The organism is Flavobacterium lacus (genome assembly GCF_003268815.1).
Classification (GTDB): domain Bacteria; phylum Bacteroidota; class Bacteroidia; order Flavobacteriales; family Flavobacteriaceae; genus Flavobacterium; species Flavobacterium lacus.
This window is the reverse complement of sequence record NZ_QLSV01000015.1, coordinates 81,818-107,326: the sequence shown is the minus strand read 5'-3', so window position 1 is coordinate 107,326 and position 25,509 is coordinate 81,818. Positions and strand designations below refer to the sequence as shown.

22 protein-coding genes are annotated in these 25,509 nt (G+C 36.7%); 14 read left to right on the top strand and 8 right to left on the bottom strand.

Translation table 11 applies throughout. The annotated features are described in order from the left end of the window. On the bottom strand, nucleotides 1-6,113 hold a 6,113-nt coding region (locus B0I10_RS13740), incomplete at its 3' end, for a CUB domain-containing protein (RefSeq protein ID WP_181456958.1). 191 nt (nucleotides 6,114-6,304) lie between these two features. On the opposite strand from B0I10_RS13740, the gene hflX reads away from it, so the two are divergent. From hflX to B0I10_RS13715, 5 genes are all read left to right on the top strand, one after another. Then, a complete protein-coding gene (hflX, locus tag B0I10_RS13735; RefSeq protein ID WP_112087082.1) occupies nucleotides 6,305-7,528 on the top strand; it encodes a GTPase HflX in 1,224 nt (407 codons plus the stop codon). A 31-nt stretch (nucleotides 7,529-7,559) separates the two neighbouring features. Then, nucleotides 7,560-7,739 (top strand): hypothetical protein, encoded by a 180-nt coding sequence (locus tag B0I10_RS13730; RefSeq protein WP_112087081.1) that lies wholly within the window; start codon nucleotides 7,560-7,562, stop codon nucleotides 7,737-7,739. Between the two features lie 24 nt (nucleotides 7,740-7,763). Then, the gene (locus B0I10_RS13725) at nucleotides 7,764-8,309 is read left to right on the top strand and encodes a 3-hydroxyanthranilate 3,4-dioxygenase (RefSeq protein ID WP_112087080.1); all 546 of its coding nucleotides are present in this window, start codon (nucleotides 7,764-7,766) and stop codon (nucleotides 8,307-8,309) included. Nucleotides 8,310-8,565: 256 nt separating this feature from the next. Next, on the top strand, nucleotides 8,566-10,119 hold the full coding sequence (gene amaB / locus B0I10_RS13720) for an L-piperidine-6-carboxylate dehydrogenase (protein WP_112087079.1): 1,554 nt from the start codon (nucleotides 8,566-8,568) through the stop codon (nucleotides 10,117-10,119). 127 nt (nucleotides 10,120-10,246) lie between these two features. After that, the gene (locus B0I10_RS13715; RefSeq protein WP_112087078.1) at nucleotides 10,247-10,621 is read left to right on the top strand and encodes a carboxypeptidase-like regulatory domain-containing protein; all 375 of its coding nucleotides are present in this window, start codon (nucleotides 10,247-10,249) and stop codon (nucleotides 10,619-10,621) included. 93 nt (nucleotides 10,622-10,714) lie between these two features. Here the strand turns inward: B0I10_RS13715 and B0I10_RS13710 are convergent, their stop codons facing one another. The 6 genes from B0I10_RS13710 to B0I10_RS13685 form a co-directional block, all read right to left on the bottom strand. Beyond that, complete coding sequence (locus B0I10_RS13710) at nucleotides 10,715-11,287, bottom strand: PhnA domain-containing protein (protein ID WP_112087077.1); 573 nt, start codon at nucleotides 11,285-11,287, stop codon at nucleotides 10,715-10,717. A gap of 5 nt (nucleotides 11,288-11,292) precedes the next feature. Next, nucleotides 11,293-11,790, bottom strand: a complete 498-nt coding sequence (locus B0I10_RS13705; RefSeq protein ID WP_112087076.1) for a DUF6646 family protein — start codon at nucleotides 11,788-11,790, stop codon at nucleotides 11,293-11,295. 50 nt (nucleotides 11,791-11,840) lie between these two features. After that, nucleotides 11,841-12,572, bottom strand: coding sequence for a metallophosphoesterase (locus B0I10_RS13700; RefSeq protein ID WP_112087089.1), 732 nt, complete (start codon nucleotides 12,570-12,572; stop codon nucleotides 11,841-11,843). Next, the gene (locus B0I10_RS13695) at nucleotides 12,565-13,716 is read right to left on the bottom strand and encodes an ATP-binding protein (protein ID WP_112087075.1); all 1,152 of its coding nucleotides are present in this window, start codon (nucleotides 13,714-13,716) and stop codon (nucleotides 12,565-12,567) included. Before B0I10_RS13695 ends, B0I10_RS13700 begins: the two co-directional genes overlap by 8 nt. Before the next feature lie 68 nt (nucleotides 13,717-13,784). Further along, entirely contained in the window at nucleotides 13,785-14,180 is a 396-nt protein-coding gene (locus B0I10_RS13690) for a four helix bundle protein (protein ID WP_112087074.1), read from the bottom strand. Nucleotides 14,181-14,272: 92 nt separating this feature from the next. Further along, nucleotides 14,273-15,142, bottom strand: coding sequence for an aldo/keto reductase (locus tag B0I10_RS13685; RefSeq protein WP_112087073.1), 870 nt, complete (start codon nucleotides 15,140-15,142; stop codon nucleotides 14,273-14,275). Between the two features lie 258 nt (nucleotides 15,143-15,400). Here B0I10_RS13685 and B0I10_RS13680 point away from each other — a divergent pair, with 258 nt between their 5' ends. The 8 genes from B0I10_RS13680 (at nucleotide 15,401) to B0I10_RS13645 (ending at nucleotide 24,363) form a co-directional block, all read left to right on the top strand. Then, the gene (locus B0I10_RS13680) at nucleotides 15,401-16,405 is read left to right on the top strand and encodes an AAA family ATPase (protein ID WP_112087072.1); all 1,005 of its coding nucleotides are present in this window, start codon (nucleotides 15,401-15,403) and stop codon (nucleotides 16,403-16,405) included. A 74-nt stretch (nucleotides 16,406-16,479) separates the two neighbouring features. Then, complete coding sequence (locus B0I10_RS13675) at nucleotides 16,480-17,346, top strand: DUF58 domain-containing protein (protein ID WP_112087071.1); 867 nt, start codon at nucleotides 16,480-16,482, stop codon at nucleotides 17,344-17,346. A gap of 47 nt (nucleotides 17,347-17,393) precedes the next feature. Continuing rightward, complete coding sequence (locus tag B0I10_RS13670; RefSeq protein ID WP_112087070.1) at nucleotides 17,394-19,004, top strand: BatD family protein; 1,611 nt, start codon at nucleotides 17,394-17,396, stop codon at nucleotides 19,002-19,004. Between the two features lie 2 nt (nucleotides 19,005-19,006). Then, nucleotides 19,007-20,008, top strand: a complete 1,002-nt coding sequence (locus B0I10_RS13665) for a vWA domain-containing protein (RefSeq protein WP_112087069.1) — start codon at nucleotides 19,007-19,009, stop codon at nucleotides 20,006-20,008. Between the two features lies 1 nt (nucleotide 20,009). Beyond that, the gene (locus B0I10_RS13660; RefSeq protein ID WP_112087068.1) at nucleotides 20,010-21,053 is read left to right on the top strand and encodes a VWA domain-containing protein; all 1,044 of its coding nucleotides are present in this window, start codon (nucleotides 20,010-20,012) and stop codon (nucleotides 21,051-21,053) included. Then, the gene (locus B0I10_RS13655; protein WP_112087067.1) at nucleotides 21,050-21,841 is read left to right on the top strand and encodes a tetratricopeptide repeat protein; all 792 of its coding nucleotides are present in this window, start codon (nucleotides 21,050-21,052) and stop codon (nucleotides 21,839-21,841) included. Before B0I10_RS13660 ends, B0I10_RS13655 begins: the two co-directional genes overlap by 4 nt. A gap of 7 nt (nucleotides 21,842-21,848) precedes the next feature. Further along, nucleotides 21,849-23,609, top strand: coding sequence for a BatD family protein (locus B0I10_RS13650; protein WP_112087066.1), 1,761 nt, complete (start codon nucleotides 21,849-21,851; stop codon nucleotides 23,607-23,609). 10 nt (nucleotides 23,610-23,619) lie between these two features. Further along, nucleotides 23,620-24,363: a tetratricopeptide repeat protein gene (locus B0I10_RS13645; protein ID WP_112087065.1), complete on the top strand. Its 744-nt coding sequence runs from the start codon at nucleotides 23,620-23,622 to the stop codon at nucleotides 24,361-24,363. On the opposite strand, the gene B0I10_RS13640 is transcribed toward B0I10_RS13645, so the two are convergent. After that, complete coding sequence (locus B0I10_RS13640) at nucleotides 24,347-24,865, bottom strand: CvpA family protein (RefSeq protein ID WP_112087064.1); 519 nt, start codon at nucleotides 24,863-24,865, stop codon at nucleotides 24,347-24,349. The genes B0I10_RS13645 and B0I10_RS13640 overlap by 17 nt on opposite strands. Before the next feature lie 253 nt (nucleotides 24,866-25,118). On the opposite strand from B0I10_RS13640, the gene B0I10_RS13635 reads away from it, so the two are divergent. Then, a complete protein-coding gene (locus tag B0I10_RS13635) occupies nucleotides 25,119-25,475 on the top strand; it encodes a hypothetical protein (RefSeq protein ID WP_112087063.1) in 357 nt (118 codons plus the stop codon). Nucleotides 25,476-25,509 lie beyond the last annotated feature (34 nt).

Below are 25,509 nucleotides of genomic sequence, written 5' to 3'. Positions count from 1 at the left end.
GGAGACCATGTTCCCGGTACAGCATTGTTTGAAACGGGTAAAGCATCAGGTGTTGCACCTTGACAATAGGTAGTTGTAATGGCATCAAACGTGGCAACAACCGTTGGGTTGACAACAACCGTTAAGGTCGTTGCTATGGCACATTCAAACGTTTCATTTGGTGTGAAAGTGAACACAAATTCACCTGCTACACTAGTGTCTACTACTCCGTTCCAAGTTCCCGTTACGCCCTCTAAGGAAGTCGCTGGCAATACCGGAGCGTCTGCATTTTGACAAACAACAATTGGATCGAATGTTGGAAGGATTTCGGAGGAGACGGTTACCAATATAGTCACTGGAACAGCACACTGACCTGCATCTGGAGTAAACACATATACTGCATCAACCGCTACTGAAGTATCAATTGTGGCCGGACTCCACTCACCAGTGATTCCATTAGTGATAACCGGTAGAGCATCAGGTGTTGCATTTAAACAATAAGCCGTAACTATTGGCTCAAATGTTGGTGTAACTTCTTCCGTTACAGTTACTAACCATGTAACTGGGTTTGAACACTGCCCTTCATCTGGAGTAAATACATACTCTGCATCTACAACAGCTACTGAGGTATCAATTGTTGAAGGGTTCCATGTTCCTATTATACCATTTGTTGCTGTTGGCAATTCATCTGGTGTTGCACCAATACAATAGGTTAATGTAATTGTTTCAAAAACTGGGTCAACAACATCATTGATCGTTATTGTAACTGTGTGACTTTCATTAATTTCACAAACTCCTGTATTAGATGAAACTAAATAAGTAATTTCATAAACACCATCTGTACTAGTTGACAAATCAATTGCTCCTGTTGAAGGATCAATTGTTAAGCCTTCAGGTGTAGCAGTAAATTGTCCTGTTGTATCAAAGTTTTCGGCCGGTTCAAGAACTGGATTAGATCCTGATTTACAGTATTCTTCTTGATCATAACTAAATTCTGTAATTGGTGTAACTGCATTTACTAATTCTATTGTAAAAGAATAAGTACCTCCGTCCGTACAACCTTCTGCTTCTAAAGTATAAATTACTTCGTAAATTCCGGCAGTACTAGTTCCCAAATTAATTTCTCCAGTAGTAGCATCAATTACTAAACCTGCTGTAGAAGTAAATTCTCCTCCAGCATTAAAGCCCTCTGCCAAAGTTGGCAATAAAAGCCCGCTACTGCTTGAGACACAAATTACAGCCGGATTATATTCAAATTCTACAATTGGTGTGATAATATCATCGCCAAAATTCAAGAAGAATGATTTAACCAAAGAACAGGTATTCGTTAAATCGGAAACGCGTACCCAAATTTGTTGGCCATCCGTACCTTCAAATTCAGCAGGGTTTTCAATAGGGTTTTGAGGAACTAAAGCATCTTCTTCCGATGTATAATAAGTAATCAAGAATAAATCAGGATCAAAAGTTCCTAATATTATTGGCGTGTTTTGTGTTAAATCAAAGATTGCTGTTCCAGTAGCACTACAAGACTCTAAATCTACAGGGTCGTTGCTTGGGAATTCAATGATGTAAACAATATCAACCGTTTTAGAAGTTGTAATTTCTTCTCCTGGTGTACACGTTGAGTACGTAGCAATCGCTTGCATTTCCAGCGTTAACGATAAGTTTTCTTCTAATTCTTGTTGTTGTTCTGGTGTCAATACAATTGAAATATCGTTTTGATCACTATAAAGTGAACCGTTCATTAACCATTGGAAGTCAACATCGGACTCTCCGTTTGGAAGGAATCTCCATGCTTCTTCAATAGCAGTCCAAGTTCCTGTGTTACGCCCTGGGGGAGTATAACCCAAGGTTCCTGTTGCGTTTTGGATACCAATTACACCTCTTCCCCCATTCCATGATGTACAAGGAACTCTTCTTTGCACATAAACCTCAATAATATTTGAAATTTCATAGATAACAATCTGAGTTGTTTGAGCTCCAATATTAGCATCAGTTGTACAACCAAATTGAGCAACCTGCGAGAAATTAACAACAAGAGCTCTACAAGGAGATGTTCCTAAAACCTGATAGTTTATATTGGGTGATGCAAAAGCATTGTTAATATTAGGGTCGATATCTTGGTAAACGCCATAAATTGCATTTAAAATTGGGAAATTTGGATCCGGCACAGATTGAGTGTAAGACCAAGGACAAAACCCTCCATTTGTCATTCCATTTCCAAACTGAACAACTCCGTTAGAACCAACCTTTGCTTGTGTAAAAGATTGACCAAAGAAACAAAAATTAAATGGTAAGTTAATTGCATTCGACCAAACATCATCTGTATTTACAGATGTTTGTATTCCTCCTGTAAAAGGAAATGGTGGTGCATATTCTATCGGATTAACTTCATACGAAGTAGTAGCAGCAATACCATAAAAAGAGGCCGAAAGGTTTATTTCTTCGATATCAGAATCCGGACAAACCACAATTGAGCCATCGACTATGTCAACTCCAACTCCAACCACATCTACAGATGCACATCCGGGTGGAATAAAAATTGAAAACTGTTCTGGACCTGACCAAAAACTTACATCAGTAGAGCTGCATATAGCCCTAACGTAATATTCATAAAAAACATCTTCACTTGCTATAAAAATATAACTCGGATTATTATTTACAATTACTCCAGTTGCTCCTACTCCAGGGGCACCGGTTCCTAAAGGTTGCACTATAACCTCCCATTGCGTTTCAGGACCAAGAGGTGTCCAAAGAAGCTCCACTGAAAATGAACCAATTTCAGTTGTTGCCAAAAGGTCAATTGGTTGCGGACAAGTTGGTAATGTTGTTCCGGTTGCCGAAACACTCCAAGGACCAGTTTCCTGATCACAAACAGCTCTTACATAAAAAGTATAACATGTTAAAGGATTCAATCCTGTGTAAACGTGCGATGTAGTAGTACTTGTTTGCCAACCTGTTGAATTAGCATCAGGTGCTGGTGAGCCACAAGGTAGTGCTAAAATTTCCCAGCTGTTTCCACTTAAACTGTTCCATGTTAAATCTGCAGTAAACGTATTAGTTGCTGTCACCGTTAAATTAGTTGGCGAAGGACAGCTTGTACATACTACACTAGCTACCCAGCCTGGGGCGTTTACAACACCATCGGAGGTGAAAACAAACGTTAAGCAACCTCCAAAAGTTGACGAGCTAATTTGAGGAGGTAAATTAACTCCTGTGTATGTAGCAATTAATGGCGCCGTTGCATCGCTTCCATCATACACCCTTAAAAAGTCAAAATTATTTTCGATGTTAAAGGATGAAAAAGTTACTGTTACAACTTGATTCTCATTTGTAGGGCATATTGTAGTAGTAACATTTGCATTGTTTGGATAATTAGCAGAAACTCCTCCTGGATCAGAGAAAGTTCCTCCACACGCTGGTGGTATTTGTTGTGTAGTTGCATTTACGCCTTGAGACCAAGTACTGATATCATCAACAGCACATACAGCTCTAACATAAAATGTGTAACATGTATCAGGATTTAAGCCAGTTACGTTGAATGGGTTCGTTGGTGCATCTACCCATCCGGTAGTTGACTCATTTGGTAATGGTGAACCACATGGTAAAGCGAGTACTTGCCACGCTGTAGCAGTACTGTTATTGGTCCATGCTAAATTAACTGATCCTGATAAAACAGCAGATGTCACCAAAGCTGTTGGTCTTGGACAAGTTGGTGCAGGACCACAAATTACGTTGGCAACCCAACCCGGACCTACAACACTTCCATCTGATGTAAAGACAAATGTTAAACATCCTCCTGGTGTTGATGATGTAACATCCGGTGGAATAGCATTCCCTCCATAAGTTCCAATTAATGGTGCTGCTGCACTATTTCCATCATATATTCTTAAAAAATCACAACAAGCCTCTGTACCAAAAGATAAAAATGAAACAGTTACTAAATCTGTTGCATTAGTTGGACATATTGTAGTTGTAACGTTTGTATTATTGGCATAATTTCCTGTCGCTCCACCCGGATCTGTAAAAGTTCCTCCACATGCTGGGGGTACTTGTTGCGTGGTTGCGTTAATACCTGCAGACCATGTACTGATATCATCAACAGCACAAATAGCTCTTACATAAAAAGTATAACAGGTGTCAGGATTTAAACCTGTTACGTTAAACGGATTTGTTGGTGCGTCTACCCATCCGGTATTTGACTCATTAGGTGCAGGTGAACCACAAGGTAAAGCAAGCACTTGCCACGCTGTAGCAGTACTATTATTTGTCCATGCTAAATTAACTGAACCAGACAAAACTGCAGAAGTTACTAAAGCAGTAGGTCTTGGGCATGTTGGTGCAGGACCACAAATAACGTTGGCAACCCACCCTGCAGCTGTAACACTTCCATCAGAGGTGAAGACAAACGTTAAACAGCCTCCTGGTGTAGAGGATGTAATGTCTGGCGGAATAGCAGTTCCAGCATACGTTCCAATCAATGGAGCTGCTGCACTATTCCCGTCATAAACTCTAAGAAAATCACAACATCCCTCGGTTGCAAAAGATAAAAACGAAACCGTAACTAAATCCGTTGCGTTAGTAGGACATATAGTAGTGGTTACGTTTGTATTGTTAGCGTAGTTAGCTGAAGCACCTCCCGGATCCGTAAAAGTTCCTCCACAAGCAGGTGGAATTTGTTGCGTAGTGGCATTAAGACCCGCAGACCAAGGACTACTGTCATCAGCAGCACAAATAGCTCTTACATAAAATGAATAACATGTATCCGGATTTAATCCAGTAACGTTAAACGGATTTGTTGGAGCATCAACCCAACCTGTTGTTGAGTCATTTGGCAGAGGTGAGCCACAAGGTAAAGCAAGCACTTGCCAAGCTGTAGCAGTACTATTATTTGTCCATGCTAAATTAACTGAACCAGACAAAACTGCAGAAGTTACTAAAGCAGTAGGTCTTGGGCAGGACGGTGCAGGAGCACAAGTGATGTTAGCAATCCAACCAGCTCCTACCACACTTCCATCTGATGTAAAATTGAAAAATAAACATCCTCCCGGAGTAGACGAAGTGACTGATGGTGGTAAAGCATTACCAGAATAAGTTCCTATTAATGGTGCTGCTGCACTATTTCCGTCATAAACTCTGAGAAAATCGCAACAACCTTCTGTTGCAAAAGCAGTAAAAGTTACTGTTACTAAATCTGTTGCGTTTTCAGGACAAATTAAAGTATTAACATTTAGATTATTTGTATAATTTCCTGTTGGTCCTCCCGGGTCAACAAAATTTCCACCGCAACCAACCGGAGCGATAGTTGTAGTAAAATTGAATGGTCCAACCCACTCGCTAGTTCCATCTTCACATATTGCCTTCACATAGTAGGCATACGAAGTATTAGGAGATAAGCCTGTCGCTAAGAAGGTATTTGAACCAGAATGAGGCACTCCCGTTCCTGTTGGAGCTGCTGGCAAAGCAACTACTTCAATTTCCCATGAAGCAGCAGAACCTAACCATGTTAGCGTAGCCGAATTTGAAGTGGTGGTAGCACTTAAATCTGTTGGATCTAAACATCGTTCAATCAACCGAACATCATCCACAATCCATCTGTCTCCGGTTGGAGTTGTAGTTGGTTGTGTTACTAACATTACGAAGGCGATATAAATTTGCTGACCTTCAGCATAACCTGCTGCTACTAAATCAACCGTCTTTTCTTCACAAATGTTAAAGATGGCATTTAATTCTGCTTCTGTCCATTGAGCAACAATTGAAAAGCCACTGGTTTGTGAAACTGTTGATACTCTAATTTGGTATAGTGTATTGTCAAAACCGTTAATTGTTGAGCGGGTTGAAAATAATAATTGTCCGTTTGCCGGAACAGTAACTTGAGAGGAAACCAACCACTTTTCTGAGGTATTTCCTGCACCAATATTTTCTCTGCCGTTCACAAAGGCCGATATAGAGCCTTCACAAACTGTTGGAGGAGTTGTTACTGCATTGACGGTAGTCCATTGAGCGGCACCGAAGGCGTTGTTAAATCTTGTCCAGCCAGGTGGTATTCCGCCCTCAAAATTCTGAGGAACCTGTGAATACGTAACCGTTCCTGTCAACAAAAACAACAGTAAGAGTAAAGTAATTCTTTTCATAAAATGAAAGTTTAAATTGTTTTGTAATTTTTTTTCGTAAGTTTAGAGAGCCAAATTTAACAAAAATTAAGAATTATGTAACATTATTTTAATTTTTAACTAAATAATTCAACATTTTTATTTCAATTGTTTGGGCAGATTGGTTAGAAAAGCTTCTGAATTGCTTAATTTTGCAAGACATTTAATGTGATATGTTAGAAAAAGAAAAAATAAATTTTGAAAAAACCGTTGTTGTAGGAATTGTAACGAAAGAGCAAGATGAGTCTAAATTGAATGAGTATTTAGATGAATTAGAATTCTTAACTTTTACTGCCGGTGGTGAGGTGATAAAACGGTTTTGGCAAAAACTCGAAAAACCTCATCCGAAGACGTTTCTAGGAACCGGTAAAATTGAAGAAATTCACAAATACATTGTTGAAAACGAAGTGTCTTCTGTTATTTTTGATGATGAACTCTCGCCTGCTCAACAAAAAAATATTACTAAAATATTGGATTGCAAGGTCTTAGACCGAACCAACCTGATTTTGGATATTTTTGCTCAACGTGCTGAAACTTCCTATGCCAGAACACAAGTAGAATTGGCTCAATGTCAATATTTACTACCTCGATTATCGGGGATGTGGACGCACTTAGAACGTCAGCGAGGTGGAATTGGAATGCGTGGTCCGGGGGAAACCGAAATTGAAACTGACCGTCGGATCGTTCGTGACCGCATTGCTTTATTAAAAGAAAAAATCAAAACGATTGATAAACAAATGTCGGTACAACGGGGAAATCGTGGTGCGATGGTTCGTGTAGCATTGGTGGGATATACCAATGTGGGAAAATCGACATTGATGAATGCCGTTGGAAAAAGTGATGTTTTTGTAGAAAATAAATTGTTTGCCACGTTAGATACAACTGTTCGAAAAGTGGTGATTAGAAATTTACCGTTTTTGCTTTCAGATACGGTTGGGTTTATTCGAAAATTGCCTACGCAGTTGGTGGAATCGTTTAAAAGCACGCTCGATGAAGTTCGCGAAGCCGATTTATTGCTGCATGTAGTGGATATATCACATCCGGATTTTGAACATCATATTGCCTCGGTGAATCAGATTTTGCAGGATATAAAAAGTGCCAACAAACCGATTATTATGGTTTTTAACAAAATTGACGCCTATAAACCTGCTCATTTTGATGAAGATGATTTGATGATTGAAAAAACCAGTAAACATTATTCGTTAGAAGAATGGAAAGCAACTTGGATGAGCAATGTGGGCGAAGATAAAGCCTTGTTTATTTCGGCAACAAATAAAGAGAATTTTGAAGAATTTAGAGAAAAAGTATACGAAGCCGTCAGAGAAATCCACGTGACTCGTTTTCCTTATAACAAATTTTTGTATCCGGATTATAAGGATGCTGTGGATGAGGAATAGATTGATTGCATAAACTGCGACAGGGATAGCAATGGAAAGCTTTTTTGATTTTTTTGGTACAAATGCCCGAGCGAGGAAGCGACCAACGGAAGCTCCCGCAGCCGGAGCAGTTGTAAAAAAAATTAAAAACTTGGAATGTAAAGCCCGGCCGCTCGCCCAAGAAATAAAAAGGGCTCTTCACGTGATTCGTTTGGCTTTTTTTATTTCATAACTTTACAGTTCTAATTCAAAAAATATGACAATCCAAAAACCATTCAATCTTAACCAATGGATTGAAGAAAACCGTCACCTACTCAAACCACCCGTTGGGAACAAAAATATATACGTCGATTCCGGCGATTATATCGTCATGATTGTTGCCGGACCAAACGCCCGAAAAGACTATCATTACAACGAAACCGAAGAATTATTCTATCAATTAGAAGGAAACATCACCGTTTTTGTTCAAGAAAATGGAGAAAAAATTGCCATGCAACTTGGTCCGGGCGATATGTTTCTACTTCCCGCCAAAACACCACATTCTCCCGTGCGAGAAGAAAACTCCATCGGATTAGTGGTCGAACGAAAACGAGTGGGTCAAGACATTCCCGACGGATTACTCTGGTTTTGCGACAATTGCAACCATAAATTATACGAAGTGTATTTTGAACTCAAAGACATCGAAAAAGACTTTTTAGGCCACTTTCAACACTTTTATAATTCCAAAGAGCTTAGAACCTGTCAAAAATGCGGCACCGTTATGGAAACTGATCCTCGATTTGTCGCAAAAACAGACAACTGATAACCTACAACTGTTAGGGCAGACAATTCCCGCTGTCCGTTACAAGCTTGTTTGCAAAAACTGTTTTTTCTAAGTTGCCCCAAGAGCTTCCGTTGGTCGCTTTGGTTCACCAAGAAAAAATCAGTTTTTGCGGCACAAGGCTTTCCACTACCATCGGGGCTGCGATTCACTGCTTCACTACAAAATCAGTTTTACAAGAGAAAAAAAATCGGTATCTTCGCAAAAAAATATAACAAAAACCTTTAAAAAAGTTATAATGTCAACGATCGCACAACAATTCGGTATGACCGAAGCCTTAGAAATATTAGGTATCAAACCCATTAACGAAGGAACTTCCACCGGAAGCAATCACTTTTCAAACGGCGAACTCATCGAAAGTTATTCACCTGTAGATGGTCAATTAATAGGAAAAGTAAAAGCAACCACCGCAGCCGATTACGAAAAAGTAATGCAAGCTGCAACCACTGCTTTCAAAACATTCCGAGCCATGCCAGCTCCGCAAAGAGGAGAAATTGTGCGTCAATTCGGGAATAAATTAAGAGAATTAAAAGAACCGCTCGGAAAATTGGTTTCTTACGAAATGGGGAAATCACTCCAAGAAGGCTACGGCGAAGTACAAGAAATGATTGACATCTGCGATTTTGCCGTTGGTTTATCACGTCAATTAAACGGACAAACCATTCCATCCGAGCGACCGGGTCACGTGATGCGTGAACAATGGCATTCCATTGGCGTTGTAGGAATTATTTCTGCCTTCAACTTTCCGGTAGCTGTTTGGGCTTGGAATACTGCTTTGGCATGGATTTGCGGCGATGTTTGTGTTTGGAAAGCTTCCGAAAAAGCACCGTTATGTTCTATTGCCTGTCAAAATATAATTGCAGGCGTTTTAAAAGATAATAATTTACCGGAAGGTATTTCATGTATCATCAACGGCGATTACAAAGTGGGTGAAATGATGACAACCGATGTTAGAATTCCATTAATTTCTGCCACAGGTTCCACCCGAATGGGAAGAATCGTAGGAACGACCGTAGCTCAACGTTTCGGAAAATCATTATTAGAATTAGGCGGAAACAATGCGATCATTATTACACCAACTGCCGATTTAAAAGTAGTGGTTCCGGGTGCTGTATTCGGTGCTGTGGGAACTGCAGGACAGCGTTGTACTTCAACCCGACGTTTAATTATTCACGAATCGGTTTATGATAAAGTGAGAGATGCAATTGTTGGAGCATACAAACAATTAACCATCGGAAATCCATTAGATCAAAAAAATCATATCGGACCATTAATCGACAAAGATGCTGTAAACACGTATTTAGCGGCTATTGAAAAAGCAAAAGCCGAAGGCGGAAAAGTCTTAGTTGACGGTGGCGTTTTATCCGGCGAAGGATATGAATCCGGATGTTATGTAAAACCGGCCATTATTGAAGCCGAAAACCATTTTGAAATTGTGCAACACGAAACCTTTGCACCGGTTTTATACTTAATGAAATATTCCGGCGAAGTAGAAAACGCCATTGAAATGCAAAACGGAGTAGCACAAGGTTTATCTTCTGCTATCATGACCAACGAGTTAAAAGAAGCAGAAAAATTTCTATCCTTTGCCGGTTCCGATTGTGGAATTGCCAACGTTAACATCGGAACTTCCGGTGCCGAAATCGGAGGAGCTTTTGGTGGCGAAAAAGAAACCGGTGGCGGCCGAGAATCAGGTTCTGATGCTTGGAAAATTTATATGCGAAGACAAACCAATACCATCAACTATTCTGATCAGTTGCCTTTGGCTCAAGGAATTAAGTTTGATTTGTAGTTTAGAAGAAAATAGAATAAAGAAAATAGAGAAAAGAAAACCTTGCAAATTTTTGTATTTGCAGGGTTTTTTTACGCAACTTTTTCATTGGTTTCCCATCTAAATTATTAACCAAAAAAATAAACACATGAAAAAGATTTTTTTACTATTGGCATGCACGCCATTTTTACTTGCAACCACTTGCGATGATGATGATGAAATTTATTGCACCCAAGAAGCAAAAGCCGGTTTAAACATCACTGTAAAAGACGCTGTAACCGATGAGTTTTTGTCAACAGGAGTAACCGTTGTTGCACAAGATGGAACATATACGGAAACATTAGAACAATTTCCAAACGAAGAAGTTCCTGTTTTTATCGGAGCTTGGGAACGCGTTGGAACGTACGTTTTAACCGTTTCCAAAGAAGGTTATCAAACATTTATCTCTGAACCAATCGTGGTGACGGCTGATGTTTGCCATGTTATTCCAGAACAATCAACAGTGCAACTTCAGCCCAATTAACATTTGTTTTGTTTTAAATACGAAAACCCTGCCAGACTTGATGTTTAGCAGGGTTTTCCAATTGACGCATTGACTAATCGTCCAATTGCCACATTATTTCGTTTTCTTCGCATACTGTGTTAAAATGTAAATCGTTTGATTTTCCACTCTTCCTTCAATAAGATTAGCATCATCCCAAACCAATTTAATATGATGAACAGCAGCACCACGTTTAGCAGTAAAATTAGCTCCTTTTACATCCAAATCTTTTATTAAAACCACCGAATCACCATCTTTTAAGATGTTTCCGTTGGAATCTTTATGGATGATTTTCCCTTCTTCATCATCACCTTCTCCGGTTGCTTTTGCCCATTCTAAGGCATCTTCATCCAAATACATCATATCCAGTAAGTCGTGGTTTTTTAACCGAGCCAACATTCGCCATGATACAATTTGAACCGGTAGATGTTCGTTCCACATGCTTTCATTTAAACCTCGCCAATCGTCTGGATTTGTGGTTTCGGGATTTTCGATTTGATTTTTTAAGTTTTGCGTAATTAAAACGCTGTTTTCTGCACTTTCTTCTGTTTTAGGAGGAACGGTGTAAACCACTAAATTTTCCTCTAAACCACTAAATTCAGATTTGGAACCACTGCGGTCTCTTAATTTTTTTTCGATTAACGTCACCTTTATTATAAATTAAAACAAGCTCCAATATTAAATTGAAATTGATTATTCAATTTTTGATATCCAATTGGATCATTCTCATAGGATGCAATTGGGAAACCAATTTCTGAAAACAATCCAAAACCGTCAGAAAAAAAGTAGCGAGCACCTACGTGACCACCAAAATTACGCAATCCGAGATTTAAACCGGGATAAACATCAACTTTAGCTGGCACTCCAATAACGTTACCAATGTTGGCACTAAAACGAGCTTTTAAATCATATCGATCTTCAAACTTTGCTCCACTGACCCCAGCAGGCTCATCAACACCTAAAAGATAGCCTGTTTGAATACCAATCGACATGTTTTCGCCAATTCCGTGGTCATAAAATAAAACAATTCCGGTTCCGTGGTCTTGAATATTTGCCCCTACCTGAAATTTTTGGTCTCCTTTTCCGCTATATGCTTGTGCATTAGCAAATAAACCACTCAAAATCAATCCAAATGTAAATAGTTTTTTCATCGTTATAAATTTTATACAAATGTAAACAATTCTGTTTTAACAGTAAACTGCTAATTTCTGCCTTTTTCATTAGGATACAATTGCGGCAAGGGTTCGCTTTGCCAGTATTGTTTAGAATTAACATCTAAAATGGTAAGTGGGCCATGAAAAGCAGCACCCGTGTCGATGTTCCAAACACAGGCTTTGTTGATTGGAATGGATTCATTGATTCGTGTAGTTGGTGTATGACCAATATAAATTTCATTGTACAAGGTGAACCGTTTCGGATAATATGGACTTTCTTTGGTTAGATTTGGGTTCAATGCAAGAGCCGTTTCCCACAAAGTTCTATCCCAATAAAATAATTTTGGAAAATATTCAAAGGCGATTCCATTTACATTGGTAAAACCGGCGTGAATATACAAGCGATTTTGTTCGTCTAAATAATAATCTTTTAAATTATTTTCTAAAAATTCAATATGTTCGTGTCGAGTAGCCTCCGAAACTTTTTCATAGGCATCAATGGTCGATTGACCGCCGTGTTTGAACCATTCTTGGTTGTAATCGTTTGTTTTTAAATAATTGAGCAGCAATTCATCATGATTCCCTCTGATGAAAACACAATTTTGTTTCTTTTCCAAAGCAATTAAATAATTCAAAACTTGTGGCGATTCACTCCAACCATCCACATAATCTCCTAAGAAAATTAAAGTGTCATTTTTTGTGGCTTGGCTTCTTTTGAGCACTTGATGTAAAGCACGAAGACCTCCGTGAATATCTCCGATTACGAATGTTTTAGTCATTGTTTCTATCATATTTCACCTTCCTTAAAATCCGCATGGTTTCTTTAAAATTTACATAAACCGTTGCGTTTTCAACTGATTTTAAAAGCGGTTTGGCATCAATTAATTTTTGTTTGGCTTCTTCAAATCCGTTTAAATAACAAATCATCAAAGTAGAGGGCAAATTTAGTAAATCTCGCTTTTCATTTTCGGATAAAGCGATTCCTTTTTGTAATTTTTGCAACAAAGACAAGTTGGAATTGTAAATATGAAACATCATTTTTCGATTGTATTGTGGTGGATCAAACAAAAACTCGTTTTCAATTTTATAATAGCCGTTATCAAAAAAAGTCAACGTTTGTTTCTCCAATGGATAATAACTCGTTTTGTCATTCAATCCCAACGGAACATATTCAGTAATCGAAAAAGTCTTGTCATCATATTCAATCGAAACTTCATCAAAAGCGGAATAAAACAGCTTGACTTGTTCGTTAATTAATTCAATATCCACTCGCGAATAAAAGGTTTTGTCACGAACTTTTTTCTTATTTCCCGCCCAACAAACCACAAAAAGTTCCTTAAAAACATGGTATTTGGTTGCCATGTCTTTGTGCCGATTGTTCATAAAATCCAAAACACCTTCTAATGTATAAGAAATACTGTTTCTCGAATTATTTTCAATCCCAATAACTGTTTCGGTATTCATTTTAGAAAACGGAATTTTGTCTTCAGTTGGAATAGAATTACTTCCTCTTCGCACAAAAACCGTTCGAGCCGGAATCGTGTATATTCCTTTTTTAAACGCTGAAACCTTGCTGTTGGGTTTAATTGTGACCAAACCCACCACTTTATCCTTAGGTAAATTGGGAAACGGCACATTTTCATATTGAATTTTAGGTGGATTTTCTAAAAAAGCATTCACTAAATTCTGAATCCTACTGTCATCAAAAAAATCATTGCCGGTAATTTCATTATCTTGATCTTCAACGCCAACCACGATGTACGAATTGTTTGTTGGGTTTGAATTGGATAACGCACAAATATGTTTCAAAAACTTCGCTTTTCCTTCTTTGGTATGCAAATTCAACTGACGTTTTTTATCATAAAAACTACTCTCATCATTGTGAGCTAGGAGATTTTTGATAAGTAGGCGTTTGTTGATCATTTTAAAGTTGCGGGTTTTAAAGTTACGAGTTGCGGGTTACGGGTTAACTCGCAACCTGCAACCCGCCACTATTTTTTGTCAAACTTACTTCCGTTATTGTCAGATTTTACCAAGTAAGCCATAAATGAACCTATTTTTTTGCTTTCAGTAATTGTTTTCTCTCTTAAGAATTCAAATTCTTCTTCGGTTATATGTTTTCTGTCAAATGCTCTGTATAATTGTGATCTCAACTCTCCACAAGAACCTTTAGAATAGCTCAAAAAATTTATAAATTGTCGTCGTCCATTCCTCTCAAAACCCTCAGCAATATTATCCATTATTGAACCGGATGATCGATTCATCTGATTTTTTAATTCAAAGTCTTTTCCTAATGAAGTGTTTTCAAAAGCATTCCAAACACCTTGACAAATTTCTCTACTTAATTGCCAAATGTCTAATTCTTTAAACGTGTTAATTGTTGCCATTTTTAAAGATTTTTTGGTTTAAATAATGAACAATCTTACTCATAAAAAATTTAAAATCCAAACCTTCAACTCGCAACTCGCCAACCCGCAACCTACGGAACCTCATTCCCCATACTTTCCGTCCAAATTTCAAACCAATCTTCTTTGTCTAAAGTTAATTCAGAAGCTTTTTGAAGTTGTTGAATTCTGGCCACATTCACTGTTCCTGCAACCGGAATAATTTTGGAAGGATGTTGCATTAGCCAAGCCAACAAAATAATATCGGAACCAAAATGATATTTTTCGACTAATCGGGCCAGCAGTTTTTTTAATCTTCGGGTTTGTTCAGTGTCTTCTCTAAAAATTGTCCCCAAAGGATTCCAAGCCATCGGGCGAATGTTGTGTAATTGCATGTGATCTAAACTTCCATCCAACATCGGTTCAAAATGCGTTGCCGAAAACTGAATTTGATTGTATGAAACTTTCGTTTTTTGTTGAATTAAATCGGTTTGCGAAGGAGTAAAATTCGATAATCCAAAGTCTAAAATTTTACCGTCTTTTTTTAACTTTTCAATCGCTTCTGCAATTTCATCAGTTTGCATTAACGGACTTGGACGATGTAAAAGAAAAACGTCTAAATAATCGGTTTTTAAATTCTTCAGCGAATTTTCAGCCGACCAAATAATGTGTTCTTTAGAATAATCATAATGTTTGATTCTATTTTTACGATTATCAGTTATTAATTGAATGCCACATTTAGAAATTAATTGAATTTTGGAACGGTCAATTTTGCTTTGTTTGAAACCTTCTCCAAAAGTGGCTTCGGTGGTATAACCGCCGTAAATATCCGCATGGTCAAAGGTGGTAATTTTATTTTCTAAGCAAACAAGAATTAGGTTGGCCATTTCGGCGACACTTAAATTTTTGTCCCAAACACCCCAATTCATAGTTCCTGCAACAATAGGAGATAATGTAGTTTTCATTTTTTTACAATTTATGGTACTAGGTAAAGGGTGATTGTTTATAGGTAGTTTTAACTTGAAACCTGAAACCTGAAACTTTCAAACCCACAACTTTTTTCTTATTGGTCTTAAAATTATAAAAACTAAATCACAAATCACTCTTAAAGCCTATGATTTTATTGAAGTTTTAACGCTATGTTAACATCTTAAAACGAATAAAATTTTCAATTTGCACTGTTAATTTAAACAGATTAAATTCGAGCTCTTAAAATAGGAATTATGGAAGAAAATACAACTACGCTAGACATCCGAGCGATTAATGAAAAAATTGAAAGAGAAAGTGCTTTTATCGACCTTCTGACCTATGAAATGAACAAAGTTATCGTCGGTCAAAAACATATGATTGAGCGATTGTTGATTGGTCTTTTAGGACAAGGTCACATTTTGCTAGAAGGTGTTCCCGGTTTGGCAAAAACGTTGGCGATTAATACGTTGTCACAAGCTGTTCAGGGTTCATTTAGCCGAATTCAGTTTACACCGGATTTATTACCCGCCGATGTGGTTGGAACAATGATTTACAACATCAAGCAAAATGAATTTTCGATTAAAAAAGGACCTATTTTCGCCAATTTCGTTTTAGCCGATGAGATCAACCGTGCTCCTGCCAAAGTGCAATCAGCCTTGTTAGAAGCGATGCAGGAAAAACAAGTAACCATTGGTGACACGACTTTTAAATTAGACAAACCGTTCTTGGTTTTAGCCACGCAAAACCCAATTGAACAAGAAGGAACGTATCCGTTACCGGAAGCTCAAGTCGATCGTTTTATGCTAAAAACCGTGATTGATTATCCTAAAATGGAAGACGAGCGATTGGTTATTCGTCAAAATTTAAAAGGAAGTTACGAAAAAGTGAATGCCGTGATTTCCATCGATCAAATTCTTCGTGCTCAACAAGCAGTTCGTGAAGTGTATATGGACGAAAAAATCGAAAAATACATTTTAGACATCATCTTCGCTACACGTTTTCCTGAAAAATATAAACTAGAAAGTTTAAAACCATTAATCAGTTTTGGATCATCTCCTCGTGGAAGCATCAATTTAGCCACAGCCGCAAAATGTTACGCGTTTATCAAACGTCGTGGTTATGTGATTCCCGAAGATGTGCGTGCCGTTGTTCACGACGTGTTGCGTCATCGTATCGGAATTACCTATGAAGCCGAAGCAGAAAATATCACTTCGGTTGAAATCATTAATAAAATTGTGAACGAGATTGAGGTACCTTAATTTTTTGTTTCAAGTTTAATGTTTCAAGTTTAAAACCTGAAACAAAGAAAACCTGAAACCTGAAACAAAGAAAAATGGAAACAAAAGACTTACTCAAAAAAGTACGAAAAATAGAAATCAAAACCCGACGATTGAGCGATCATATCTTTTCGGGCGAATACCATACGTCATTCAAAGGTCGTGGGATGACTTTTTCGGAAGTACGTCAATATCAATTTGGCGACGATGTTCGTGCGATTGATTGGAACGTAACTGCACGTTACAACGAACCATACATTAAAGTGTTCGAAGAAGAGCGTGAATTAACAATGATGTTAATGGTGGACATTTCCGGTTCAGAAAGTTTTGGTACAAAAAATCAATTGAAAAGTGAAATTGTCACTGAAATCGCTGCAACCATGGCATTTTCAGCAACTCAGAACAACGATAAAATTGGTTTGATTTTGTTTTCCGATGAAATTGAGCTTTACATTCCACCTAAAAAAGGAAAATCGCACGTGTTGCGAATCATCCGTGAGTTGATTGAATTTAAACCAAAAAGCAATAAAACCAATATTACCAATGCGTTGAAATTTTTATCAAGCGTGATGAAAAAGAAAGCCATCGTCTTTTTTATATCTGATTTTATTGCGGATGATAATTACGAACACACTTTAAAAATCGCCGGAAAAAAACACGACATCACCGGAATCCGAGTATTTGATATTCGAGAAGAAAAAATGCCAAACATCGGAATGGTCAATATGTTGGATGCTGAAACGGGCGAAACCATGTTAGTGAACACCAATTCAAAATCCATACGAATGGAATATGAAAAATACTATCGCGAGAAAGTAACTTTTTTCAAAGAAACTTTTTCAAAATGTGGTTCCGGAACAGTAAATACAAGAGTTGACGAAAGTTATGTGACCAAATTACTAACTTATTTTAAATCAAGATAATCATAAGCAAATTTCAAAAAATTTTGTAAATCGCTGTGAAACAGACAATGAAAATTAAATTATATATCTTTTTTCTACTTATTTCAACCTTCGTTTTTGCTCAACAAAAAAGAGTAACTACTTTGGTTGACAGCACCAAAGTTAAAATTGGTGCACAAATTAATTTAACCTTCAAAACAACGGTGGATACACTTTCAAAAGTGGCTTTTCCGGAAGGAAAATTATTTGGAAGTTTAGAAGTGTTAGAAAGTTACCCCACCGACACAATCAAAGAAAACGATAAGTATCAGCTTATCAAAAAATATGGTTTAACGCAATTTGACAGCGGAAAATACACGATACCATCGTTAAAAGTCATAATCAATTCAAAACCATTTGCCACCGATAGTATTTTAGTAGAAATTCTTCCAGTTGTGGTCGATACGTTAAAGCAACACATGTATGATATCAAAGATATTTCAACCGTTCCGAACGACTATTCGAATTGGTGGATTTATTTGTTGATTGTAATCGGAATTGCCGGAATTGGTTATCTGATTTATTTTCTGATAAAGAAATATAAAAAACCTATAGAAGAAGAAATTGTCTATGCTTCTCCCATTGAAAAAGCGACGGCACATCTAAAAACATTAGAAAAAAAGAGCTTAGTTGAACGTGGCGAAGTGAAAGAATATTATTCTGAATTAACCGATATTGCCCGAACTTATATCGAAGAAGCCATCGAAATTCCGGCAATGGAAAGCACGACTGACGAATTAATTTCTGCCTTCAAAATTGCGATTGTCAAAAAGAAACTTTCGCTTTCGGAAGAAACCATTAAAAATTTGGAAAAGGTTTTAAAACAAGCCGATTTAGTAAAGTTTGCAAAATCAAAACCATTAGAATTTGAAATTGCCGATGATAAAATTAAAATCGAAAAAACTATTTTCAAAATTCATCAATCCATTCCTGAAGAAGTGGAAGAGGAGGAATTAGAAGATAACGAAGCCAATCAAGTAAAAATTTTAAAACGAAAAAAAGCAAAGAAAAGAACACTGATAATTGTTTCAGTAGTTGTTGTTTTATTTGTCTCATTCGGTATTTTAATTGCCGTGAAAGGTTTCGACTTTTTAAAAGACAACATTCTTGGTCATCCAACCAAAGAATTATTAGAAGGCGAATGGGTTTCGAGTCAATACGGAAATCCGGCCATTAAAATTGAAACGCCAAAAGTGCTCAAACGAATGGATGTTTCCAAAATGATGGGCGGACAGCAGTCGGAAATGGCAGACATGCAAATGTTTGGCTACGGAGCAATGATGGATGATTTTTACATTGCGATAATGACCACCAAATTAAAGCAAGAAATAAAAATTGAATTGGCTCAAGCACTCGAAGGTTCACTAAAAATGATGGAAGCCAACGGAGCACAAAATATCTTAGTGAAACAAGAAAGTTTCAGTACCAAAGAAGGTATTGAAGGATTGAGAGGTTTCGGAACTATGAATATTTTAGATCCAATCACCAAAAAAAGCCGAAAAGCCTATTACGAAGTAATCTTTTTTGGTCAAGAAGGCGGATTGCAACAAGTTATTGTATTGCAAGAAGAAGGTGATGAAATTGCCAACGAAATAACAGAGCGAATTATGAATTCGGTTGAAATTGCTATAATCAAATAACTATGGAAAACATCACTTTTTTACATCCACAGTTTTTTTGGTTGTTCACCCTTCTGCCGGTGGCAATCGCCTGGTATATTTGGAAACGAAACAAGCAAACGCCTACTTTAAAAGTCAGTTCGCTAAAAGGGTTTAAAGTAAAGAGTTCAATTTTACCCAAATTGAAACCATTACTTTTTGCGATGAGAATACTAGCATTAAGCTTCATCATTGTAGCACTAGCTCGACCAAGAACGGTGGATATCAGTAATAAAACCAAAACCACTCGCGGAATTGATATTGTGATTGCCACGGACGTTTCCGGAAGTATGTTAGCCAAAGATTTAAAGCCAAATCGATTAGAATCATTAAAAAAAGTGGCGGCAAACTTTGTGAAAGACAGACCCAATGATCGTTTCGGAATTGTGGTGTATGCCGCAGAAAGTTATACCAAAACTCCTGTAACCAGTGATAAATCAATTGTGATTAATGCCATCCAAAGCATTAATTACGACAATGTTCTCAAAGATGGAACCGGAATCGGAATGGGATTGGCCACCGCCGTTAACCGTCTAAAAGACAGTAAAGCAAAAAGTAGAATCGTTATTTTGTTAACTGATGGCGTAAACAATGCGGGTTTTATTGAACCGGAAACTGCCGCCGACATTGCCAGAGAATATGGGATTAAAGTATATACGATTGGAATTGGGACAAACGGAATGGCAGAATTCCCGTATGCCTTTGCTTCAAACGGTGGATTTTTATACAAAATGATGCCCGTTGAAATTGATGAAGCATTGATGAAAAGCATCGCCAAAAAAACCGACGGAAAATATTTTAGAGCAACCAGCAATAGTAAATTAGAAGAAATTTACAACGAAATCAATAAGTTAGAAACGACTGAAATCGAAGAACAACGTTTTTACAATTACGATGAAAAATTCCGACCATTAATTTGGATTGCAGGCTTATTATTGTTGATTGAAATTTTATTAAAACAAACCATTTTTAGAGGTTTTATATAATATGTATTCACAAATAGACGAAAAAATATATTTATACTTTTTAGCTGTTATCCCAATAATAGTGATACTTTTTTTAATCAATTTATATTGGAAAAGAAAAAAGCAACGCGAATTTGGGGATGTCGAATTAGTTAAAAAACTAAGCCCTGAAAAGTCGGTTTTTAAACCGGTTTTAAAAATTACTGTTTTGCTTTTGGCATTAGCAAGTTTAATAATCGGTTTAGCCAATCCAAAAATTGGTACCAAAATGGAAACCGTGAAGCGAGAAGGAATTGACGTGGTTTTTGCAATCGACGTTTCCAAAAGTATGCTAGCCGAAGACATGGCACCCAACCGATTAGACAAAACAAAACAAATCGTTTCACAAATCATTAATCAATTGGGTAGCGACCGAATCGGAATGGTGGCTTATGCCGGAAGTGCGTTTCCTGTGTTGCCCATTACAACTGATTATGGTGTTGCAAAAATGTATCTGCAAGGCATGAATACCGACATGGTTTCGTCGCAAGGAACTTCGTTAGAAGAAGCCATCAAATTATCAGCTAATTATTTTGATAAAGGAAACGCTACCAATAAATTAATTATTCTGATTTCGGATGGAGAAGATCATTCCGACGGAGTAGATGGAGCCATTGAAGAAGCTCTTAAAATAAAAGCAAAAGTAATCACGATTGGTGTTGGAACCGAAAAAGGCGGACCCATTCCAATCAAAAGAAATGGTGTCGTAGAAAATTTCAAACGAGACCAAAACGATGAGGTTGTGGTAACCAAAATGAATCAAGAAATCCTAAAACAAATAGGAAAAGGAACAAAAGGCGGTTATGTTTACGGCGGAAATACCAAAGAAGTACTGGATTATGTAAAGAATGCCTTAGATAACATCGAAAAAACCGAATTTGAAACTACTCAAGTAGCCGATTTTCAATCACAGTTTCAATGGTTTTTGGGCATAGCTTTTGCACTGTTGTTCATCGATATTTTTCTGTTAGAAAGAAAAACAGGCTGGATCAGTAAGTTGAATTTATTTAATGAAAAGGAATCATGAAGCAAATCGTTTTTTTAATTAGTTTATTGTTTTCTTATTTTATGTTCGCTCAAGAGGAAGTTAAAAAAGAGAAAGATAAAATTTTGCCCAAAGCAAATGAAGCTTTCGCTGAAAAGAAATATACCGAAGCCGAAGCTCAATACCGTATTTCCAATTCCAAAGGATTATCTGGAGCAGCTCCTTCGTATAATTTAGGAAATTCAATTTATAGGCAAAAGCAATTCAGTGAATCAAAATTTGCGTATTCACAGGCATATGAAAAAGCAACCACGAAAGAAGAAAAGCACAAAGCACTGCACAATTTAGGTAATGTTTATATGAAAGAAAAACAATACGGTAAAGCGGTTGAAACGTATAAAAATGCCTTGCGAAATAATCCTTCTGACGAGCAAACCCGCTACAATTATGCCTTAGCCAAAGAATATCTAAAAAATAATCCTGAAGATCAAAACCAAGACAAAAAAGACGATAAGAAAGAGGACAAGAAGGACGATAAAAAAGACGATCAAAAACAAGACAAAGGCGACGGAGATAAAGACAAAAAAGACGATAAAAAAGAAGGCGACAAAGACAAAAATAAAGGGGATAACAAAGAAGATAAGAACGAAGGAGATCAGAAGAAAGACCAAAATCAAGGTGGTCAGCCAAAACCGCAACCTTCCGGAATTTCCAAAGAAAGCGTTCAAAATCTGCTTGATGCCGTAAATAATGAAGAAAAGAAAGTACAGGAAAAAGTAAATCTTCAAAAAGTTAAAACAAAACCTGTTCAAACGGAAAAAGACTGGTAATTAAAAAATGAAAAAATTAGTATTCATACTATTATTAACTTGTCAGACAATTTTTGCTCAAGTTCAGTTTGAGGCCAAAGCGAGTAAAACTTCTTTGGGGCTCAACGAACGCTTGCGTATCGATTTCACTATGAATGTAGATGGCGATAACTTCGTTCCTCCTGCCTTTGAAGGTTTCAGAGTCATTGCCGGTCCAAGTCAGCAAGTCAGTCAATCATGGGTAAATGGGAAAAGTTCGTTCAACAAAACGTATTCCTATTTTTTATTACCTACTCAAAAAGGAACTATTTCCATCAAACAAGCGTCGATTGAGTACAACGGACAAGTGTATAAAACCACGCCAATAAGTATTAAAATTACCGATGCGGTACAACAACCACGTGATCCAAATGACAATTCCGTTTCGATAAACGATGCGTTGCATTTGGTTGCTGAGGTTAGCAAAACCAATCCCTATTTGAACGAACCTATCACGGTAGTTTACAAATTATATTTCAGCCACAACATCGGAATTTCGAATTGGCGAGAATTAGATAAACCCAAATACAATGATTTTTGGAGTCAAAACATCGACATCAAACAATTGGTTGCCGAAGAAGGAAATTACAATGGTGAACGCTTTCGTTTTGTCGTACTTCGCAAAACAGTTCTATATCCGCAAAAATCAGGAAAATTAGAAATTGAACCACTTTCGTTAGATATTGATGTAGAATTACCAACCAATCGACGAAATATTTTCGGTCAAGTGATGTTAACCAAAGACCACAAACGGGTTTCTGCCGGAAGTAAAATCATCACCGTGAAACCACTTCCTGAAAATGGAAAACCAATTGATTTTTCTGGAGCTGTTGGTAAATTTGATTTTAAAGTTACGCCATCCAAAACTACCTTAAAAAATGGTGAAAGTATGGATTTGGAAGTAAGTGTCTCCGGTTCAGGAAATTTAAAATTATTCAGTTTACCAAAACCTGTTGTTCCCACAGCTTTGGAGATGTATGATCCGGTTCACTCCGAAAATGTGAATACGCCTTTGAGTGGAATGAACGGTAAAATTTCAGATAAATACACGATTATTCCGCAATTCAAAGGAAATTACACGATTAAACCAATGCAGTTTTCCTATTTTGATTTAGGAACGAACAGTTATAAAACCATCACTTCCAACGAAATTACGATTAATGTGGCAGACGGGCCGTCTTCGCCTAACGCAGGAACTGCTAATCAGGACAATGCTTCTGCGGAGAAAAAGACAGTTTCGGCACAAGATCAATTCAAATTTATTCATTTAAAAACTAAATTATCCCAAATTAATAAAAAGGATTTTTTTGGTTCAACAATGTATTATGTTTTGTTGGGAATACCGTTTTTATTGATTCCGTTTATCATTTTATTTAAAAAGAAAAAAGAAGCAATTGATGGTGATGTGGTTGGAAACAAATTGAAAATGAACAACAGATTGGCTAAGAAATATTTATCTGAAGCCAAAAAGCAACTAGGAAACAAAGAGCCGTTTTATGTAGCATTAGAAAAATCGTTGCACAACTTTCTGAAAGCGAAATTGAAAATTGAAACCTCGGAAATGAGCAAAGATTTAATCAAACAATTATTAGCCGATAAAAAAGCTCAATCGGAAACGATTGAAAAATTTATTCAAATCACCGAAAATTGCGAATTAGCTCGCTATGCTCAATTTTCAAATGTAGCGATGCAGCAGGATTTTGACAAAGCGGCAGAAGTAATTTCGGAATTGGAAAAACAAATTTCTTAACATCAAAACCATGAAAAATATCATCTATATTTTACTCTTGTTAACCCAAACTTTTTGGGCACAGAGTGTTTTTGATAAAGGAAACGATCATTATCGCAAAGGTAATTATCAAGAAGCAATTACGGCGTATGAAAGCATTATAAAAGGCAAAAAAGAGTCGTGCGATTTATATTTTAATTTGGCCAACAGCTATTATAAACTCAATAAAATTGCACCGGCTATTTATTATTATGAAAAAGCACTATTGATAAGTCCAAATGATAAAGACATCCAAAACAACCTGAAATTTGCTAAAAACAGTACAATTGACGATATTAAAACCATTGAAAAAGTTGGTTTTGAGCGAATCATGCGAAACTTCACAGGATTGGTTCATTACAACACTTGGGGATATATTTCGGTTGGTTTAGCAATTCTGTTTTTGTTGTTTTTTATAGGCTATTACTTTTCACAAACAACTGTGGGAAAGCGAATTTTCTTTGTGGGAATGTTCATTATTCCGTTTTTTATTTTAGCAGCCGTTGGAGCAGCCGTTTTTGAAAAAAACCTTTATCAAACCGAACGCCCGGCCATTGTTTTTGAACAAATAATTTCCGTGAAAAACGAACCAAGAGAAAATGCCACAGAAGCATTCATTCTCCATGAAGGCACAAAAGTATTTGTTTTAGAAACGGTTGATAATTGGAAAAAAATTCAATTGACAGATGAAACCGAAGGATGGATTTTAAGCGAAGCCATCAAGGAGTTAAAGTAGTTTCTTCATATACTTTTTTTACATCGTCAATCCATTTTGTAACCATCGGCATTATAAAAGCGGTGGTGTCTAAAATTGGTCTGTAAAAAACCGATTTGTCTTGTTTTTCTTTAGAAATAAATTGATTATCAATGTTTGTTTTTTGAACTAAATTCAGCACAATTCCAATTAATAAAGCGGTTTTTAAAACACTGAAAATTCCACCGCCTAATTTATTTGCCCAACCTAAAAAAGCAAAATCTGCAATTTTTGTAAAAATCTTTGCTAAAAAATGAACGCCAATTACAACCATAATTAAAGTCAAAACAAAAGCTGTAATTTGAATAGTTTTCGGATTCCAATTTACAAAACCTTCTAAAAATCCTTTCACCAAATACGAAAATTTAATAGCAATAAAAACGCCTAAAATAAATGAAATAATGGAAGCAATTTCCACAAACAAACCGTTTTTAATGCCGTGATACAATCCAATAATTAATATAATTCCAATTACAATATCCATTTTTTTCTTTTAAACAAAAATAAGTTTTTTTCTGAACCATTAAGGTATTAAGTTTCATTAAGCCTTAATGCTCCTTAATACCTCAATGGTTTAAATATTTTTAAATTTTTATTTTTTTAATTATTCTTATTTCTTAAATCTGTGTTCTAAATTGTCTTAATTTTAATGGTTTTAAACTAAAAACTTATCTTTGCCAAAAATAGTGGTTGATGATTGAAATTATTCTTCCATCTTTCCACTTCCATCTTCCATCATGTCAAGAGATATTCAATTAAAAGAACGTTGGGAAAACGTTGTCAACATACTATCCAATCAATTTGCTGAGGGCGATGTACTCGACCTAGATGCCATTATCTATTTAATTGGCGTTCAGGAGTTAGGTAAAGTGAAAAGAACCTTCAAAAAAGATGAAAAAATCGAACTCATGCACATTGCCATTTGCCGATTATTAGAACCTTATGGCTATTATGAATTTGAGTTTTTTGATAACGACGGTTGGCCACATTACAAAGTAAAAGAAGAACTTCCGCCATTAAAAGCAGGCGAACAGTCGGTTTTGATGAAAGAAGCGATTGTGAATTATTTTTTGGAGAGAGAGTTGATTGAATAGTTTTCGGTTTTTGATAAAAACTCCAATCTTCCAA